At 59.5% G+C, this 15,621-nt stretch carries 15 protein-coding genes; all 15 read left to right on the top strand.

Annotation, left to right across the window (positions count from 1 at the left end):
- The first annotated feature begins 306 nt into the window (after positions 1 to 306).
- The 15 genes from QA646_RS27605 (at position 307) to hypE (ending at position 15,513) form a co-directional block, all read left to right on the top strand.
- Entirely contained in the window at positions 307 to 2,325 is a 2,019-nt protein-coding gene (locus QA646_RS27605; RefSeq protein WP_283060936.1) for an FAD-dependent oxidoreductase, read from the top strand.
- 95 nt (positions 2,326 to 2,420) lie between these two features.
- A complete protein-coding gene (locus QA646_RS27600; protein WP_283060935.1) occupies positions 2,421 to 3,533 on the top strand; it encodes a hydrogenase small subunit in 1,113 nt (370 codons plus the stop codon).
- On the top strand, positions 3,530 to 5,320 hold the full coding sequence (locus QA646_RS27595) for a nickel-dependent hydrogenase large subunit (RefSeq protein ID WP_283060934.1): 1,791 nt from the start codon (positions 3,530 to 3,532) through the stop codon (positions 5,318 to 5,320). Before QA646_RS27600 ends, QA646_RS27595 begins: the two co-directional genes overlap by 4 nt.
- Positions 5,317 to 6,033: a Ni/Fe-hydrogenase, b-type cytochrome subunit gene (gene cybH, locus QA646_RS27590; protein ID WP_283060933.1), complete on the top strand. Its 717-nt coding sequence runs from the start codon at positions 5,317 to 5,319 to the stop codon at positions 6,031 to 6,033. Before QA646_RS27595 ends, cybH begins: the two co-directional genes overlap by 4 nt.
- Before the next feature lies 1 nt (position 6,034).
- Positions 6,035 to 6,625, top strand: a complete 591-nt coding sequence (locus QA646_RS27585) for a HyaD/HybD family hydrogenase maturation endopeptidase (RefSeq protein ID WP_283060932.1) — start codon at positions 6,035 to 6,037, stop codon at positions 6,623 to 6,625.
- Positions 6,626 to 6,770: 145 nt separating this feature from the next.
- The gene (gene hypC / locus QA646_RS27580; protein ID WP_283060931.1) at positions 6,771 to 7,064 is read left to right on the top strand and encodes a HypC/HybG/HupF family hydrogenase formation chaperone; all 294 of its coding nucleotides are present in this window, start codon (positions 6,771 to 6,773) and stop codon (positions 7,062 to 7,064) included.
- Positions 7,065 to 7,419: 355 nt separating this feature from the next.
- On the top strand, positions 7,420 to 8,115 hold the full coding sequence (locus tag QA646_RS27575; RefSeq protein ID WP_283060930.1) for a hydrogenase expression/formation protein: 696 nt from the start codon (positions 7,420 to 7,422) through the stop codon (positions 8,113 to 8,115).
- Positions 8,112 to 8,510, top strand: coding sequence for a [NiFe]-hydrogenase assembly chaperone HybE (gene hybE, locus QA646_RS27570; protein ID WP_283060929.1), 399 nt, complete (start codon positions 8,112 to 8,114; stop codon positions 8,508 to 8,510). Before QA646_RS27575 ends, hybE begins: the two co-directional genes overlap by 4 nt.
- Entirely contained in the window at positions 8,507 to 9,616 is a 1,110-nt protein-coding gene (locus tag QA646_RS27565; protein ID WP_283060928.1) for a nickel-dependent hydrogenase large subunit, read from the top strand. The genes hybE and QA646_RS27565 overlap by 4 nt, the downstream gene beginning before the upstream one ends.
- Positions 9,609 to 9,950 carry a hydrogenase maturation nickel metallochaperone HypA gene (gene hypA / locus QA646_RS27560; RefSeq protein ID WP_283060927.1) on the top strand — a complete coding sequence of 114 codons (342 nt, stop codon included), beginning with the start codon at positions 9,609 to 9,611 and terminating at the stop codon, positions 9,948 to 9,950. The genes QA646_RS27565 and hypA overlap by 8 nt, the downstream gene beginning before the upstream one ends.
- A complete protein-coding gene (gene hypB, locus QA646_RS27555; protein ID WP_283060926.1) occupies positions 9,950 to 10,822 on the top strand; it encodes a hydrogenase nickel incorporation protein HypB in 873 nt (290 codons plus the stop codon). The genes hypA and hypB overlap by 1 nt, the downstream gene beginning before the upstream one ends.
- Positions 10,823 to 10,824: 2 nt before the next feature.
- A complete protein-coding gene (hypF, locus tag QA646_RS27550) occupies positions 10,825 to 13,098 on the top strand; it encodes a carbamoyltransferase HypF (RefSeq protein ID WP_283060925.1) in 2,274 nt (757 codons plus the stop codon).
- Positions 13,089 to 13,316: a HypC/HybG/HupF family hydrogenase formation chaperone gene (locus tag QA646_RS27545; protein WP_283060924.1), complete on the top strand. Its 228-nt coding sequence runs from the start codon at positions 13,089 to 13,091 to the stop codon at positions 13,314 to 13,316. Before hypF ends, QA646_RS27545 begins: the two co-directional genes overlap by 10 nt.
- Positions 13,313 to 14,470 (top strand): hydrogenase formation protein HypD, encoded by a 1,158-nt coding sequence (hypD, locus tag QA646_RS27540; RefSeq protein ID WP_283060923.1) that lies wholly within the window; start codon positions 13,313 to 13,315, stop codon positions 14,468 to 14,470. The genes QA646_RS27545 and hypD overlap by 4 nt, the downstream gene beginning before the upstream one ends.
- Positions 14,467 to 15,513 (top strand): hydrogenase expression/formation protein HypE, encoded by a 1,047-nt coding sequence (gene hypE / locus QA646_RS27535; protein WP_283060922.1) that lies wholly within the window; start codon positions 14,467 to 14,469, stop codon positions 15,511 to 15,513. Before hypD ends, hypE begins: the two co-directional genes overlap by 4 nt.
- The last annotated feature ends 108 nt before the right edge of the window (positions 15,514 to 15,621 follow it).

Genomic DNA, 15,621 nt, shown 5'->3' with positions numbered 1-15,621 from the left:
TAGCACCAAACTATCTACCGGGACCCATGCCCGGTCAGCCAGGAGCAGAACGCTCCAGACCCGGAAGAAGCAGGCCATGTTCGCCGAGGAATATCGAGCCGTGGCCACGCAGACGCATCAGGTGGTGCGTGGGTAGGCGCGACGAAGCACGAGCAAACCCTCATCACCGTCATAACCTCTAATCTGACGGCGCCTCATAAGCGGCTTTTCGCTCGCAGCGATCAATGCCGACCGATCCTGCGCGTTTTGAATTAGATACTTGCCAAATTGCTGCAGAATCTCACGCCCGTCGTGGAACCCGCGAAGTTGGACAGCAATCGCACCCAGGCGCGACGCCTTGGCCGATTGGTCCAGATCCTTTCAACCGCAGGAACCCAAGCAATGGCTCACTTAGAAGACGTCGACCAGTTTTGCCAGCGAATCGCCGAAGCACTCCCTTCGGCCAATATCCCGACCCTGTTGCTCCTGCTTTATCAGTTCACAGGACGAGAATATTGGCTAAGCCCGCGGTTTATTCCCGCCAAAAGCGGCTGGGACGACAATGACTCCGGTGGCCTGCCAAGCGACTTGCAGGCGGAGATTCGCGATGCAGCGCTGAGCGCCATCACGGCTTGGCGCCAAGGTGTTCCCATCGCCAGGGCAGACTTATCGGCGGAAGAGTTGATCCGCATGCTATCCATGTCAGAGGCCGAGCCTATTCCGCCGGAATTTGCTGACATGATGATCCACAAGCTGCGCAGGTATTCAGGCGCGGTTCCTGATCCGGTGTGTTTGCCGGACAATTTCCGCATACTTGTCATCGGAGCCGGCATGTCCGGTATCGCAGCCGCAGTTCGGCTGCGACAACTGGGCGTTTCCTACATCCAGATCGAAAAGCAAGCCCGCACCGGCGGGGTCTGGCATTCACATCGCTACCCTGGCTGCGGGGTCGACACACCCGGGCATCTATACTCCTTCACGTTTGCCAGTGGCGACTGGAGGAAATTCTTCCCGTTGCAGCAGGAAATCGATGAATACCTCAGCCGGGTCGCCCGCGAGTTCGGGATTGAAAGCTCAATCCGCTACGATACGGAATGCCTGTCCACTCGTTATGACGAGGAAAGCCGCACTTGGCATTCTCGATTGCGCTTGCCAGACGGGCGGGAAGAAACCCTTGTAACCGATGTGGTCATTTCAGCCGTGGGCGGATTTACCACGCCGAAATGGCCAAACATTCCCGGCCTGCGTGACTTCGACGGACTAGTGGTGCACACCTCCAATTGGGATCCCGGGGCTAGCCTCGACGGCAAACGCGTGGCTGTGATCGGAAATGGAGCCTCCGCAATGCAGATTGTCCCGGCCATCGCCGATCGGGTGAGTGCCCTGACAATCTTCCAGCGATCGCGCCAATGGGCGGCACCCTTTCCCAAATTTCTTATGCCGGTTCCCGAGCCGATGCAGTTCTTGCTCCGCGCGGTACCACACTACGAATGGCTCTACAGGCTGCGGCTCAGTTGGATTTTTGACAGTCAAGTGCACGAGTCCCTGCAGAAGGACCCGGCGTGGCCGCATCCCGATCGCTCTGTGAATGCGCTGAACGACGGCCACCGCGAGACGTGTACTCGATATATCGAAGAACAGCTGGCAGGGCGACCGGAGCTACTGGCCAAGGTCATTCCCGACTACCCGCCGTTCGGCAAGCGAATGCTCCTGGACAATGGCTGGTACAGAACCCTTCTTAAGCCGCAAGTCAATCTGGTGGACAGCGCTGCTGCGCAGATTGAAGGCAAGTCGATCCAAGCGAAAAATGGCGACAGTCATGAAGCAGATGTTCTCATCGTCGCCTCTGGCTACGATATCACACGCTTCCTGCTTCCAGTTCAGGTATTCGGACGCAATGGCGTGACAGTACGTGAGGCCTGGAACGATGACGACTGTCAGGCATATCTTGGTACCGTCGTGCCGGGCTTCCCGAACTTCTTCATGCTCTACGGCCCAAATACAGCCCTCGGTCATCGCGGGAACTTCATCTTCACCATCGAAAGCCAGCTGGATTACGTGCTGAGCGTTTTGCGCCAGATGGGTGAAAAGAAGCTCGCCGAGGTGGAATGCAGGCAAGACGTTTATCAACGCTACAATCGGACGATCCAAGAAATGCACCAGAAGATGATCTGGAGCCATCCGGGCATGTCCACCTATTTCCGCAACGACCGGGGGCGGATCGTAACGAACAGCCCTTGGCGTCTTATCGACTATTGGAAGCAGACGAAGGAGGCAGATCTCGGTGACTACCACACGATCGGAAACGTCGGTGCCCAGTCAAAGGCGTCGGCTGAAGCGGTTTGAAAAGCAGCCACCACTCACAGGTCCGGTTGAGATCGAGGATTAAAATCTCTGACTGGGGAAGACGGCCTCACGGGTGGAAGGCTGAAAGGAGCAAGATGGCCGCGACCGAAACGTTTTACGATGTTATCCGTCGCCAGGGCATAACCCGGCGCAGTTTCCTGAAATTCTGCAGCCTGACGGCTGCCTGCCTCGGCCTTGGCTCCGATACGGCGGCAGCAATGGCAGAGGCGCTCGAATCCAAAGAGCGTGTGCCAGTGATCTGGATGCATGGGCTCGAATGCACCTGCTGCTCGGAAAGCTTCATCCGCTCGGCCCATCCGCTGGTCAAGGATGTGATCCTGTCGATGATTTCACTCGATTACGACGATACAATCATGGCGGCGACCGGCCACCAGGCCGAGGCGATCCTCGAAGAGACCAGGGAAAAGTACAAGGGCAGGTACGTTCTCGCCGTCGAAGGTAATCCGCCGCTTAGCGAAGGCGGGATGTTCTGCATCGATGGCGGGCGACCCTTCGTCGAGAAGCTCAAATGGATGGCCGAAGGCGCTCTGGCTGTCATCGCCTGGGGAACCTGTGCCGCTTCGGGCTGCGTTCAGGCCGCCAAACCCAACCCCACCGAGGCAACGCCGATCGATAAAGTGATCCGCGACAAGCCGATCATCAAAGTGCCTGGCTGTCCGCCGATCGCAGAGGTGATGACCGGCGTCGTCACCTTCATCACCACGTTCGGCAAGCTGCCCGAACTCGACCATCAGGGCCGGCCGAAGATGTTTTATTCGCAGCGCATCCACGACAAGTGCTATCGGCGCTCTCATTTCGACGCCGGCCAGTTCGTCGAGGAGTGGGACGACGAAGGTGCGCGCAAGGGCTACTGCCTTTACAAGATGGGCTGCAAAGGCCCGACCACCTACAATGCCTGTTCGACCGTTCGCTGGAATGGGGGCGTCTCCTTCCCGATCCAGTCGGGTCATGGCTGCATTGGCTGCTCGGAACAAAATTTCTGGGACGCAGGGAGCTTCTACTCCCGACTGTCCGAGGTCAACCAATTCGGCGTGGAAGCTACTGCAGATCAGGTGGGCATGGCCGCAGCTGGCATTGTCGGTGGGGCGATTGCTGCCCACGCTGCAATCACTGCCGTCAAGCAGGTCACCGCCAAGCGCGGGAAAACCGATCCTAAAGACGGCCAGGGACAGGAAAGATCACGATGACTATCCAAACGCCAGATGGCTTCGCGCTCGACAACTCCGGCAAGCGTCTTGTGGTCGATCCGGTAACCCGCATTGAAGGCCACATGCGCGTCGAGGTCAATGTCGATGGAGACAACATCATCCGCAATGCCGTTTCCACCGGCACAATGTGGCGCGGCATTGAAGTCATCCTCAAAAATCGTGATCCACGCGATGCATGGGCGTTCACCGAACGGATCTGCGGCGTCTGCACCGGAACCCATGCGCTGACATCGGTGCGGGCGGTTGAAAATGCGCTTGGCATAACCATTCCGGAAAACGCCAATTCGATCCGCAATCTGATGCAGCTGGCATTGCAGGTTCATGACCACGTCGTGCATTTCTATCACCTGCATGCGCTCGACTGGGTGGATGTCATGTCTGCCCTCACGGCCGATGCGAAGGCCACCTCGGCGCTTGCGCAATCGGTGTCCGGTTGGCCATTGTCTTCGCCTGGTTACTTCAAAGACATCCAGACACGGCTCAGAAAGTTCATCGAATCCGGCCAGCTTGGTCCGTTCAAGAACGGCTACTGGGGCAATGCATCTTATAAGCTGCCGCCGGAAGCGAACCTGATGGCCCTAGCGCACTATCTCGAAGCCCTCGATTTCCAGAGGGAGATTGTCAAGATCCACACGATCTTCGGCGGCAAAAACCCGCATCCGAACTGGCTGGTCGGCGGCGTGCCCTGTCCGATCAACCTCGACGGCACGGGAGCCGTCGGCGCGATCACCATGGAACGGTTGAATCTAATTTCGTCGGTGATTGACCAGCTGATCGAGTTCAACGAGAAGGTATACCTGCCCGATATCATGGCGATCGGTTCCTTCTACAAGGGTTGGCTCTTCGGCGGCGGGTTGTCGGGCAAGAACGTGCTTGCCTATGGCGACGTGCCGGAACACCCAAATGACTACACAGAGGCGAGCCTGAAGCTCCCGCGCGGTGCGATCATTAACGGCAATTTCAATGAAGTCCTGCCGGTCGACCATTGCGATCCAGAGCAGATCCAGGAATTCGTCAGTCACTCCTGGTACGAATATCCGGACGAGGCCAAGGGCCTGCATCCCTGGGACGGTGTCACCGTGCCGCATTACGAGCTTGGGCCGAATGCCAAGGGCACCAAGACCAACATTCAAGAGCTGGACGAAGGCGGAAAATATTCTTGGATCAAGGCACCGCGCTGGCGCGGCCACGCCATGGAGGTCGGCCCGCTTGCCCGTTGGGTCTTAGGCTACGCCCAGGGAAAGGCAGAATTCAAGGATCCGATCGACAAGATCCTGAAGGACCTCGGCCTGCCGACTGAGGCGCTATTTTCGACACTGGGGCGCACCGCCGCTCGCGCGCTCGAATCCGTTTGGGCGGGCCGGCAGATGCGGCATTTCCACGACAAGCTGGTCGCCAACATCAAGGCCGGCGACAGCGTCACCGCCTTCATCGACAAATGGAAACCGCAGACCTGGCCTTGCGAGGTCAAGGGCGTCGGCTTCACTGAGGCCCCGCGCGGCGCGCTCGCCCATTGGATCAAGATCAAGGACGGCAAGATCGACAATTATCAATGCGTGGTGCCGACCACCTGGAACGGAAGTCCGCGCGATCCCAACGGCAATATCGGCGCGTTCGAGGCCTCACTGATTGACACGCCGATGTCGGATCCGTCGCAGCCGCTCGAAATACTCCGAACTCTCCATTCCTTCGATCCGTGCCTTGCATGCTCGACGCATATCATGAGCCCGGACGGTCAGGAAATGGCCAAGGTCCAGGTCAGATGAGAAGGACGATCATGAGCATCTCTGCCACCTCAAAGGCCGATTGCGAGCACGAAAACGTGTATGCCTACGAGGCGCCCGTTCGCCTCTGGCACTGGATAAACGCTCTCTGCATCCTGGCGCTGGCACTGACAGGCTATTTTATCGGTAGCCCATTGCCGACGGTACCCGGCGAGGCGAGCGCCAATTTCCTGATGGGCTATATCCGTTTTGCCCATTTCGCCGCCGGACAGATCCTGGCCGTGGCCCTGATCCTCAGAATCTACTGGGTCTTCGTGGGCAATGTGCATGCACGCGAAATCTTCTACGTTCCCTTTTGGAGCGCACGGTTCTGGAGGGAATGGCTGCACGAGGTGCGCTTTTACATATTCCTCCCTCAAAACCCGCTGAAATATGCCGGCCACAATCCGCTGTCGCAGTTGGTCATGTTCGCGATGTTCACGCTGCCGCTGACATTCATGGTGATCAGCGGATTTGCGCTCTATGGCGAAGGCGTCGGCGGCGACAGTTGGGAATATAGGCTGTTCGGTTGGGTATTCTGGCTCTCGCCGAACAGCCAGTCAGTCCATAGCTTTCATCATCTGGGAATGTGGGTGATCCTGATCTTCGTGATGATCCATATCTATGTCGCGGTGCGCGAGGACATCGTCAGCCGCGACAGCATCGTTTCGTCGATGATTTCGGGCGAGCGGCTGTCCAGGCACAACGAGGACTAGCATGGACGAAACGAACTCTCGCAAACCGAACGTCCTGGTGCTCGGTATTGGCAATATCCTCTGGGCGGACGAGGGTTTTGGCGTCCGCGCTGTCGAAGCCTTCCACCAGGCCTATGCGGTGCCGACCAATGTCACCGTGCTCGACGGCGGCACCCAGGGCCTCTATCTCGTGCAATATGTGACCGAAGCCGATCATCTGATTGTCTTCGACGCTGTCGACTACGGGCTCGCGCCGGGCACGCTGAAGATCGTCGACAATGACGAAGTGCCGAAATTTACCGGCGCCAAAAAGATGAGCCTGCACCAGACAAGCTTCCAGGAAGTTCTAAGCGCTGCCGACCTTCTCGATCGCTATCCCACAAGACTCGCGTTGATCGGCTGCCAACCGGTGGACCTCGAGAACTGGGGCGGACCGGTGACTGAGCCAGTCAAAGCGGTAATACCGGCGGCCGTAATGGTAGCCGCCGGCATCCTGGAGCGATGGGGCGTCGCCATTAGTTCGCGCCGCGCCGCCGCGCCCGCTCTTCTCGCCAACGACATCGATTTTGCACATTATGAGCGGCGCGCCAATCCGGGCGAATTGACCGGTTGAGGAGGAGTTTCCGATGCGACCGAGGCAGTCGTCAGTTGCGTTGCTGTTCGCTGGCTGCCCAAATCTTTCCAAAACCTAAGGACCCGCACGGGAACCCTTCAGGTTCCCGATACCAATGAACCCAGGCGGATCAAGGAGCTGATTTGTGTGCATAGGAATTCCGATGCAGGTGACGGGCGGCGAATTTACAGCGCAGTGCCAGCGCAACGGATCCGTTTTTGCGATTTCGATGGTGCTGGTCGGCCCGCAACCGGTTGGGACCTACGTTCTTACCCATCTAGGATCTGCGATCCGGGTGCTCGATGCCGACGAAGCACACAAGATAGACGATGCGTTGGCCGGTCTTGCTGAAGCCGTCGAAGGACGGTCATTCGAAACGCTGTTTGCCGATCTTATCTCCCGCGAGCTGGAATTACCGTCTCATTTGCGCGAAAACTGACAGTTCGCATTTCGCTACCGAATACAATCTCCTCATTCTTTTCGCCCACATGTTCATGTGAACTGTCGTCAACGGCAGCCGGAGATGCACGGGATCGATCGTGCCTCCTGCGGGCGGACTGCCTCCGTGCTGAATATTGCGAGGCAAAATGGGTTGCCTCGGTATCGGCGCTCGAGTGCGCACCCCATGAGGCCGCGGCCGGAATTTTCCTTCAGATCAATGCGATCCAACCTTCTCCGCAAGTGGTACGGCGCTTGCAAACCCCAAGTGCGGGAATGAATGACAAGCTGATTTGGAGCAGATAATGCCATCCTACCGAGTTGGCTCCGTAGACGGCAGAAGCCGGCAAACCGCAATGCTCATATCCGACATTGTTGCAACGCTTGCGGTGCAAAAGGGCGGCCAGCCGGGGCGGCTATTCGACATTTTCGAATTCGATGACGATGATAAGAAATTGATCACGCAGACGCTCGGCAACGGCGAGGTGTGCGGGGTGGCGGCGCTGCCCTCCGGAGTCCTGGCGCAGTTCCAGGAAGCGATTATGGCCGGCGTCTGGCATATCCGCTTTACCGACCCCGCCGGCGACCTCATTGCCGAATATATCGAGGTCGCCCCCATTCCCATGGCGGTGCGGCGGGCCTGCACGGCGCTACCGGCTTTGATCTCACATGGATCTGCGCCGCCCGGCGCTATGAACGTTATGCCCCTCATGACGGAGATCGGTGATCGCATGGTCCAGTATCGGGATGGCGATCCGGCGCATGTTATCATTTTGTCGTTGTTTCCGATGAGCATCGAGGATGTGAATTTCCTGCAGGTCACGCTCGGAGCAGGTCCCGTACAATTGACATCGCGCGGCTACCGCCCCTGTCGCGTGGCGGCAGCAGGCGCCCGAAACGTCTGGTCCGTACAGTTTTACGACAACATGGGTAAGATCGTTGTCGACATGCTGCAAATCGTCGACATCCCCGCCGTCGCCATCGCCACCGAAGAGGATTTCCGCGACTCCGCGGCACACCTGCGTGATGTCGAGGAGGCCTATTTCAAATGACAAGCTTGGCGATGAACGCCGGCCTTCAGGAAAGGGCGACAGTCGTTCCCGCGCTCGGCGCTGCGGAGACGAGCTTGCTGGCGTTCGTCGGGCGAACGACCGGCATCGTCGCGACGCCATGGTTCATGATCTTGCCTGCTGCAGGCACGGCTCGCAATCAGCAGGCAGGCATGATCGAATTCATCGCCGGCAAACCCGAGACGACTGGCGGTGTTGATGGCTGCTTGCTGTTTTCCATGGTCTTTGAGTTCGGAACGATGAGGACGGCTTTGAAGGCTAAGCGCGCATTTTCCAACATTGTTGCGCTCGCGCCGCCGCCCACTCCAACCGCCAGCCCCATGCGCCGTGATCTGCTTTGGAGGAATATCCGAGCGCCGCGGGAGCTTGCTGCATGACCTATCTCCTTGGCCCCGGCTCGATCCGGATCGACGTCACAGTGTCGCAAGCGCTTGCCCGTTTCGTGGAAGTGAGGGTCAACCGCCCGCAAGAATTGGCACGCATGTTCATCGGCCGCCGACCCGAAGAGGCGCCCGTACTTGCAGGACGGGTTTTTTCACTCTGTGGCTGTTCGCAATCGGTGGCCGCGCGCCTTGCCATACTGAATGCGGCCGGCCTGCCGATGCCCATCGAGGAGCAGTTCGCGGCGATGGCCGGATTGCTGGCCGAACGGATATTCGAAACATTGAGGGCACTGATTTTGCACTGGCCGTCATCAATGTCGGCAGGTCTGGTGGCTCAGGCGGGCCAATATCTGCGCGGCGCCCTGACCGCGTCGCAGGCAATCATCCGCGAATCGAGACAGAAAAAAGCAAACCGTAGCGCCCTGGCTGCCAACGCGCGGCGGCTTGCCGATGCAGCAGACGGGCTCGGCATCGCCAAAGACGACGGCCTTCCGCCGGATGACACGGCTTGCGCGGCGATTTTTCGAGATATCAAGGATGACCGAACTTTTCCAGGCCGGCGTCCTGATCCGCTGACCGCCGCCGATGATGCAGAAGTTATTACCCATCTTTGCAACGATGCGCACTATTGCGCCTTGCCGCATCTTGCCGGTCGGGTCGTCGAAACCGGTGCTTATGCCCGGCTTTGCGGCACCAGCAGGTCAGACGATCCGCATCTTTCCCAACGCTTCATGGCGCGCATACGCGACGTTGGCCTTTGCTTGAAGCAACTCGCGCATCTTGCCAAGGGCCAGAATGATCCTTCCGAACTGATGGCCGGTGGTCCGGTGCCCGGCGCCGGCGGCTTTGGCGTGGTGGAATGTGGGCGTGGCAGACTTTATCATCAGGCCGAGATCGACGCGAACGGGAAACTTTGCGCCTACCGCATACTTGCCCCGACCGAGTGGAATTTTCATCCGGCCGGTCCATTTGTCGAAACCCTTCTGTCATCACGGATCTGTGCGCATGAATCGGCGGCCCGGTCGGTTTCTCGCCTCGTGGCGCTGTTCGATCCCTGTGTCGAGTTCAAGCTTAACATTCGCGACGTCGCCCATGCATGAAATGTCATTGATGGAGAGCGTGATCACCATCGTCTGCGAGATGGCGCAGCTGAATGGCGCAAGCGCAGTCAAATCGATCCGCCTCGATATCGGTGTTTTGAGCGACATCAATCCGGATTCACTCCTGTTCTGCTACGAAGCTGTGCGGCGTGGCACGATTGCCGAACATGCCGCACTCGAAATCAACCGCATCGCCGGCAAGGGCTGGTGCCTCGATTGCGGGAAGACGGTGCCCCTCGATAAGCGGTTCGGCGCCTGCCCGGACTGCGGACGGTATAGGGTGCAGACGACGGCGGGCGATGAATTGAGGATCAAGGACATGGAGGTGATCTGATGTGCACGGTATGCGGCTGCGAAATGGCAACGTTGGAAGATGGCAAGCGCAAGCCCCGCGCGCAGGGCGAGCGCCATGATCATCATCGTGGCCACCCTCACGATCATGGACATCATCATGATCGTCACTACGCGCAAGACGGTGGGCTCCAACACGGTCAGCGCATTGCCGGCGTGCATGTCCCGGGCGTGAACCCCGAGCGCATCGTCCAGATCGAAAAGGACATCCTCTCAAAAAACAATGCCTATGCTGTCGAAAACCGGGCTCGGTTCGGCCGCAACAGCATCTTTGTACTGAATTTCGTTTCGAGCCCCGGATCGGGAAAGACCAGCTTTCTGGTGCGCGCCATTTCCGACCTCAAGGACCGGATGTCGATCAGCGTGATTGAAGGCGACCAGCAGACCTCCAACGATGCCGCACGTATCCGCAAGACCGGCGTTCCTGCAATCCAGATCAACACCGGCAAGGGCTGTCACCTTAACGCCCACATGGTCGGCCACGCGGTGGAGGACCTGGCGCCCGAGCCCGGTTCGGTCTTGTTCATCGAAAATGTCGGCAATCTTGTCTGTCCCTCCGCTTTCGATCTTGGCGAGGCTCATAAGGTCGTGGTGCTTTCGGTTACTGAAGGCGAGGACAAGCCGCTCAAATATCCCGACATGTTCGCGGCCGCCGATCTGATGATTCTCAACAAGTCCGACCTGCTGCCGCATCTCGACTTCGATGTCGGGCTCTGCATCGCTAATGCGCTCCGCGTCAATCCGCGCCTTCGCACTCTCACGGTTTCTGCGCGCAGCGGCGAAGGCATGGAAGCGTTCTATTTCTGGCTGGAGGGTGCGGTGGCCCGGGTCGCAAAAGCTTCGCAGGAAGTCTGACGATGGTGCGCGCCTTGGCATCCATGGCGGAAGATCGTGTCCGGCGGCTGCGAGTGCGTGTGCGCGGTGCCGTGCAAGGGGTGGGTTTCCGGCCGTTCGTCTATAGGCTTGCGAGGACAATGCAGCTTACCGGCTTCGTGCTCAACGACAGTGCCGGCGTGCTGATCGAGGTCGAGGGCGCCGCTGTCGACTGCTTCGCGGAACGCGTCTGGAAAGAGGCGCCGCCGCTTGCCCGTGTCGATTGCGTCGACAAGCTGGAACTGGAGACGGCGGGCGACGAAGTGTTCGAAATCTTCCAAAGCGTCGGCGGCCGTGGCGCCACGCGCATTGGCGCCGACGCCGCGACCTGCGTCGAATGCCAGCACGAACTGAATGATCCGGACAACCGCTTTTTCGGTTATCCTTTCGTCAACTGCACTCATTGTGGCCCGCGCTTCACCATCACCCGTGCCCTCCCCTATGATCGCGCCCAAACATCGATGGCTGCGTTCCCGATCTGCAGCGCCTGCGGCGCAGATTATGGCAACCCGGAGAGCCGGCGCTTCCATACCGAGCCCCTCGCCTGCCCGGTTTGCGGGCCACAACTTAGCCATCCGATCGCTGAGATATCCGCGCGGCTCATGAATGGCCAGATCATTGCGATCAAGGGCATCGGCGGCTTCCAGCTCTTCTGCGACGCACGCAATGATGCGGCGATTGATCGTCTTAGACGAGGTAAGATGCGCGACGAGAAGCCGTTCGCGATCATGGTTCCGGACATTGAGACAGCCCGGCTACTCGCCAGGCCATCGCGGGCACAGGAGGATTTGCTCGCCTCGACCGCCGCCCCGATCGTCCTAATCGAGGCGCGTGATCACCTTTCCAAGCTCATTGCTCCGGGCCTTAGTCGGGTCGGTCTGCTGCTCGCCTATGCGCCGGTGCACCACCTGTTGTTTGCTGCGTTTGCCGCAGAGGCGGCAGGTGCTCCCGCCGCTTTGATCGCGACCAGCGCCAACCCGGGGGGCGAACCGCTCCTATCAGACAACGACGATGCCATGCATCGGCTTGCCGGGATTGCCGACCTGATCGTCACACATGACCGCGACATCGCCATTCGTGCTGACGATTCCGTCATGCAGGTAATTGACGGCGCGCCGAGCTTTCTGAGGCGCGCCCGGGGTTTTGTGCCCGAGCCAGTCGATCTCGGTGAGGACGGCCCATGCGTGATTGCCACCGGCGCGGACCTCAAAAACACGATCTGCGTAACAAGGGGTCGGGAGGCATTCCTGTCGCAGCACATCGGCGGTCTCGACAGTGTCAAAGCGATCCGCTTCCAGCGCGAAGCCCTCGAGCATCTCTGCTCTATCCTTGATGTCAGGCCGGAATTTGCCGCCTGCGATCTGCATCCGGATTTCCGTTCAGCGCGTATAGCGGAAAATTTGGATCTGCCGGTTCTGCCTGTGCAACATCACCTCGCTCACATCGCGGCCGTTGAGGCGGAACATCATGCCGGCGGGCCGGTCCTCGGGCTTGCACTCGACGGCCATGGCTATGGCGTTGATGGCAGCAGTTGGGGAGGCGAAATGCTTGTCGTCGACGGCCCTCGCTGGCAGCGGCTCTCTTCGCTTCTTCCTTTGCCGGCGCCAGGCGCCGACCAGGTTGCGCGGGAGCCCTGGCGCATGGGAATTGCCGCGCTCCAGGCCGCCGGCCGCCGCGACCTTGCGGCCACGCTTTGGCCTGGGCATCCCGGCGTCGCGCACCTTGACACGATGTTTGCCCGCGGCTTGCAACCAACCGAGACGTCCAGCTTGGGGCGGCTTTTCGATGCGGTGGCCGCGATCGCGGGCGTCCGCCTCGTCCAGAGCTACGAGGGGCAGGCAGCAATGGAGCTCGAAGCACTTGCCGATGATCCGCAATGTCTTGCAGGAGGCTACAGGCTTGCCGATGGCATGCTCGATTTCCGACCCCTCATCGTCCATCTGGCCGAGCGGCGGCTTGACCGCCGCCAGGCCGCAGACCTATTCCACGGCACGCTGATCAGCGGCCTCGCCGACTGGGCCGCCCTTGGTGCATCAAAGGCTGGCACGCGAACGATCATGCTCGGCGGCGGCTGCATCACGAACCGCGTTCTGGCCGAGGGTCTTTCCCGCGCCCTGCGCGACCACGGCCTTGAGCCCTATCTGCCGCGCCGGGTTCCGCCCAATGACGGGGGCATAGCGCTCGGTCAGGCCGCCCATGCGCGGCACGTGATCAAACACGACTGCGCGCGGATCTCGGAGCACCGGACATGTGCCTAGCCCTACCGGTCCAGGTGATGGAACTGCTGCCAGACAACATGGCCAAAGTAGGGCTCGACGGCATCTTTAAGGTCATATCGATTGCGCTCGTCGAGGATGTCACGCCCGGTGACTATCTCGTCCTCCACGTCGGCTACGCGCTTGCGAAGATCGACACGGAAGAAGCGCAGAGGACCCTTGCCTTGATCCGCGAAGCTACTCTCGGAGGTGCGGCGTGAAATATATCGACGAATACCGCGATGCCAAGCTCGTCAAGGATATTGCTCGCCAGATCGAAGCGGCGGTAGATCCGGCACGCAGCTATCATTTCATGGAATTCTGCGGCGGCCACACCTATGCAATTTCGCGCTATGGCCTTGAAGACCTGCTGCCATCCAATGTGCAGATGATTCACGGACCGGGCTGTCCAATCTGTGTGCTCCCGATCGGCCGCATCGACGCAGCGATCGAGCTTGCCATACGCCCAGAAATCACGCTTTGCACCTATGGCGACTTGATGCGTGTGCCATGCTCAAACGGCTTAAGTCTGCTCAAGGCGAGGTCGGCCGGCGCCGATATTCGAATGGTCTATTCGACACTCGATTCGCTAAGCATCGCCGAAGCCGAACCGAACAGGCAAGTCGTCTTCTTCGCCATCGGTTTCGAGACCACGACGCCGCCGACGGCGCTGGCGCTGCGGTTCGCGATCGCGAAGGACCTCGCAAACTTTTCGATCTTCTCAAACCACGTGCTAACACCGGCTGCGATCAAGACTATTCTCGAAAACTCCGACGTTCACCCGCTCGGCCCTATCAAGATCGACGGATTGCTTGGCCCTGCACATGTGAGCACGGTAATTGGTACGCAGCCATTTGAAGTCCTTGCCGAAGAATTTAACAAGCCGATCGTGGTGGCAGGCTTCGAGCCGCTTGACGTCATCTATTCAATCCTGATGCTGGTCCGCCAGGTCAATGACGGCGTCCATAAGGTCGAGAACCAGTATATCCGCGCCGTGACTACCCTTGGCAACGAAAAGGCGAAGTGCGAGATCGCAAACGTCTTCGAATTGCGGGAAAGTTTCGAATGGCGCGGTCTGGGCGCGATACCCCATAGTGCGCTTGGCCTCAGGTCCAAATATGCCAAATACGATGCCGAGAAACGTTTCGAGATGGTGACGCCGGCAGCGCAAGACAATCCGGCCTGCGAATGCGGAGCCATCCTGCGCGGTATAAAGAAGCCCTCCGACTGCAAGCTGTTTGGTAAGGTCTGCACGCCCGATTCGCCGATGGGTTCCTGCATGGTGTCGTCGGAAGGCGCCTGCGCCGCGCATTGGATCTACGGCCGTTTCCGCAGACAGGGAAAGGCGGACGAAAGCTGGAGGACGGTCGCATGACCGTGAAAGCCAAAAGGTCCAGGCTCGACCTCCGGAACGGACGCATCGATCTCTCGCATGGGGCGGGCGGCTGCGCCACGGGCCAGTTGGTCGAGGACATTTTCCACAAGGCCTTCGACAATGACTGGCTCAGAGCTGGCAACGATCAGTCGGCATTTGCCGTTCCGGCAGCGCGCATGGTGATGACCACCGACAGCTATGTTGTCTCGCCGCTGTTCTTTCCCGGCGGCAATATTGGCTCGCTTGCGGTGTATGGGACGATTAACGACATTGCCATGGCCGGCGCGCGCCCGCTCTATCTTTCGGCAGGTTTCATCATTGAAGAGGGATTTCCGCTCGCAGACCTTAATCGAATTGCAGAAGCCATGGGATCAGCCTCCCGCGAGGCGGGTGTGCCGATCATCACTGGTGATACGAAAGTGGTTGAGCGCGGCAAGGCCGACGGCGTGTTCATATCCACCTCCGGCATCGGCATAATTCGAGCCGGTCTCGACCTGCGCTCCGATGCCGCGCGGCCAGGCGATGCGGTGATCATCTCGGGTTCGATAGGCGATCACGGCGTCGCTGTGATGTCGAAGCGCGAGAGCCTGGATTTCGATACGGACATCATATCGGATTGCGCGGCGCTACACGGGTTGGTAGCGGCAATGGTCGAGGTCGCCGGATCGTCAATTAGGCTTATGCGAGATCCAACACGCGGTGGACTTGCGGCGATACTCAACGAAATCGCCAATGCCTCAAATGTCGGCTTCCGCATCGAAGAGGAGGCCATTCCGATCAAGCCGGAAGTAGTCGCGGCCTGCGAATTGCTCGGCCTCGACCCGCTCAACGTCGCCAATGAGGGCAAGCTCGTCGTCGTGGTGGCGCCAGAGTTTGCGGATGCGCTGCTCGCCGTCATGCGCGCGCATCCGTTGGGTGCTGAGGCCGCATTGATCGGCCATGCCGAGGCTGACGACCGTTGCTTCGTCCAGATGGCGACGTCGTTGGGCGGCAGTCGCATTGTCGATTGGCTATGGGGCGAACAGTTGCCGCGAATCTGCTGAGCACGGCTGTGCATCGCTTCGCGCAAGAATGCATGCCCGGAGCCAGCAACGAGCTTGATGTGCAGCTATCATGCGTACTTTGCGGTAAATCGCATGCACTCCCTCCTG

It is taken from the genome of Rhizobium sp. CB3090 (assembly GCF_029714285.1).
GTDB lineage: Bacteria > Pseudomonadota > Alphaproteobacteria > Rhizobiales > Rhizobiaceae > Rhizobium.
Note: the sequence above shows the minus strand (reverse complement) of the source record. Positions and strands in the feature narration are given on the sequence as shown.

Bases quoted from the DNA above. Each gene is read 5' to 3' on its own strand.
- QA646_RS27600 (WP_283060935.1), top strand. From the start codon at position 2,421: ATGGCCGCGACCGAAACGTTTTACGATGTTATCCGTCGCCAGGGCATA.
- QA646_RS27595 (WP_283060934.1), top strand. From the start codon at position 3,530: ATGACTATCCAAACGCCAGATGGCTTCGCGCTCGACAACTCCGGCAAG.
- cybH (WP_283060933.1), top strand. From the start codon at position 5,317: ATGAGAAGGACGATCATGAGCATCTCTGCCACCTCAAAGGCCGATTGC.
- QA646_RS27585 (WP_283060932.1), top strand. From the start codon at position 6,035: ATGGACGAAACGAACTCTCGCAAACCGAACGTCCTGGTGCTCGGTATT.
- QA646_RS27575 (WP_283060930.1), top strand. From the start codon at position 7,420: ATGCTCATATCCGACATTGTTGCAACGCTTGCGGTGCAAAAGGGCGGC.
- hybE (WP_283060929.1), top strand. From the start codon at position 8,112: ATGACAAGCTTGGCGATGAACGCCGGCCTTCAGGAAAGGGCGACAGTC.
- QA646_RS27565 (WP_283060928.1), top strand. From the start codon at position 8,507: ATGACCTATCTCCTTGGCCCCGGCTCGATCCGGATCGACGTCACAGTG.
- hypA (WP_283060927.1), top strand. From the start codon at position 9,609: ATGCATGAAATGTCATTGATGGAGAGCGTGATCACCATCGTCTGCGAG.
- hypB (WP_283060926.1), top strand. From the start codon at position 9,950: ATGTGCACGGTATGCGGCTGCGAAATGGCAACGTTGGAAGATGGCAAG.
- hypF (WP_283060925.1), top strand. From the start codon at position 10,825: ATGGTGCGCGCCTTGGCATCCATGGCGGAAGATCGTGTCCGGCGGCTG.
- QA646_RS27545 (WP_283060924.1), top strand. From the start codon at position 13,089: ATGTGCCTAGCCCTACCGGTCCAGGTGATGGAACTGCTGCCAGACAAC.
- hypE (WP_283060922.1), top strand. From the start codon at position 14,467: ATGACCGTGAAAGCCAAAAGGTCCAGGCTCGACCTCCGGAACGGACGC.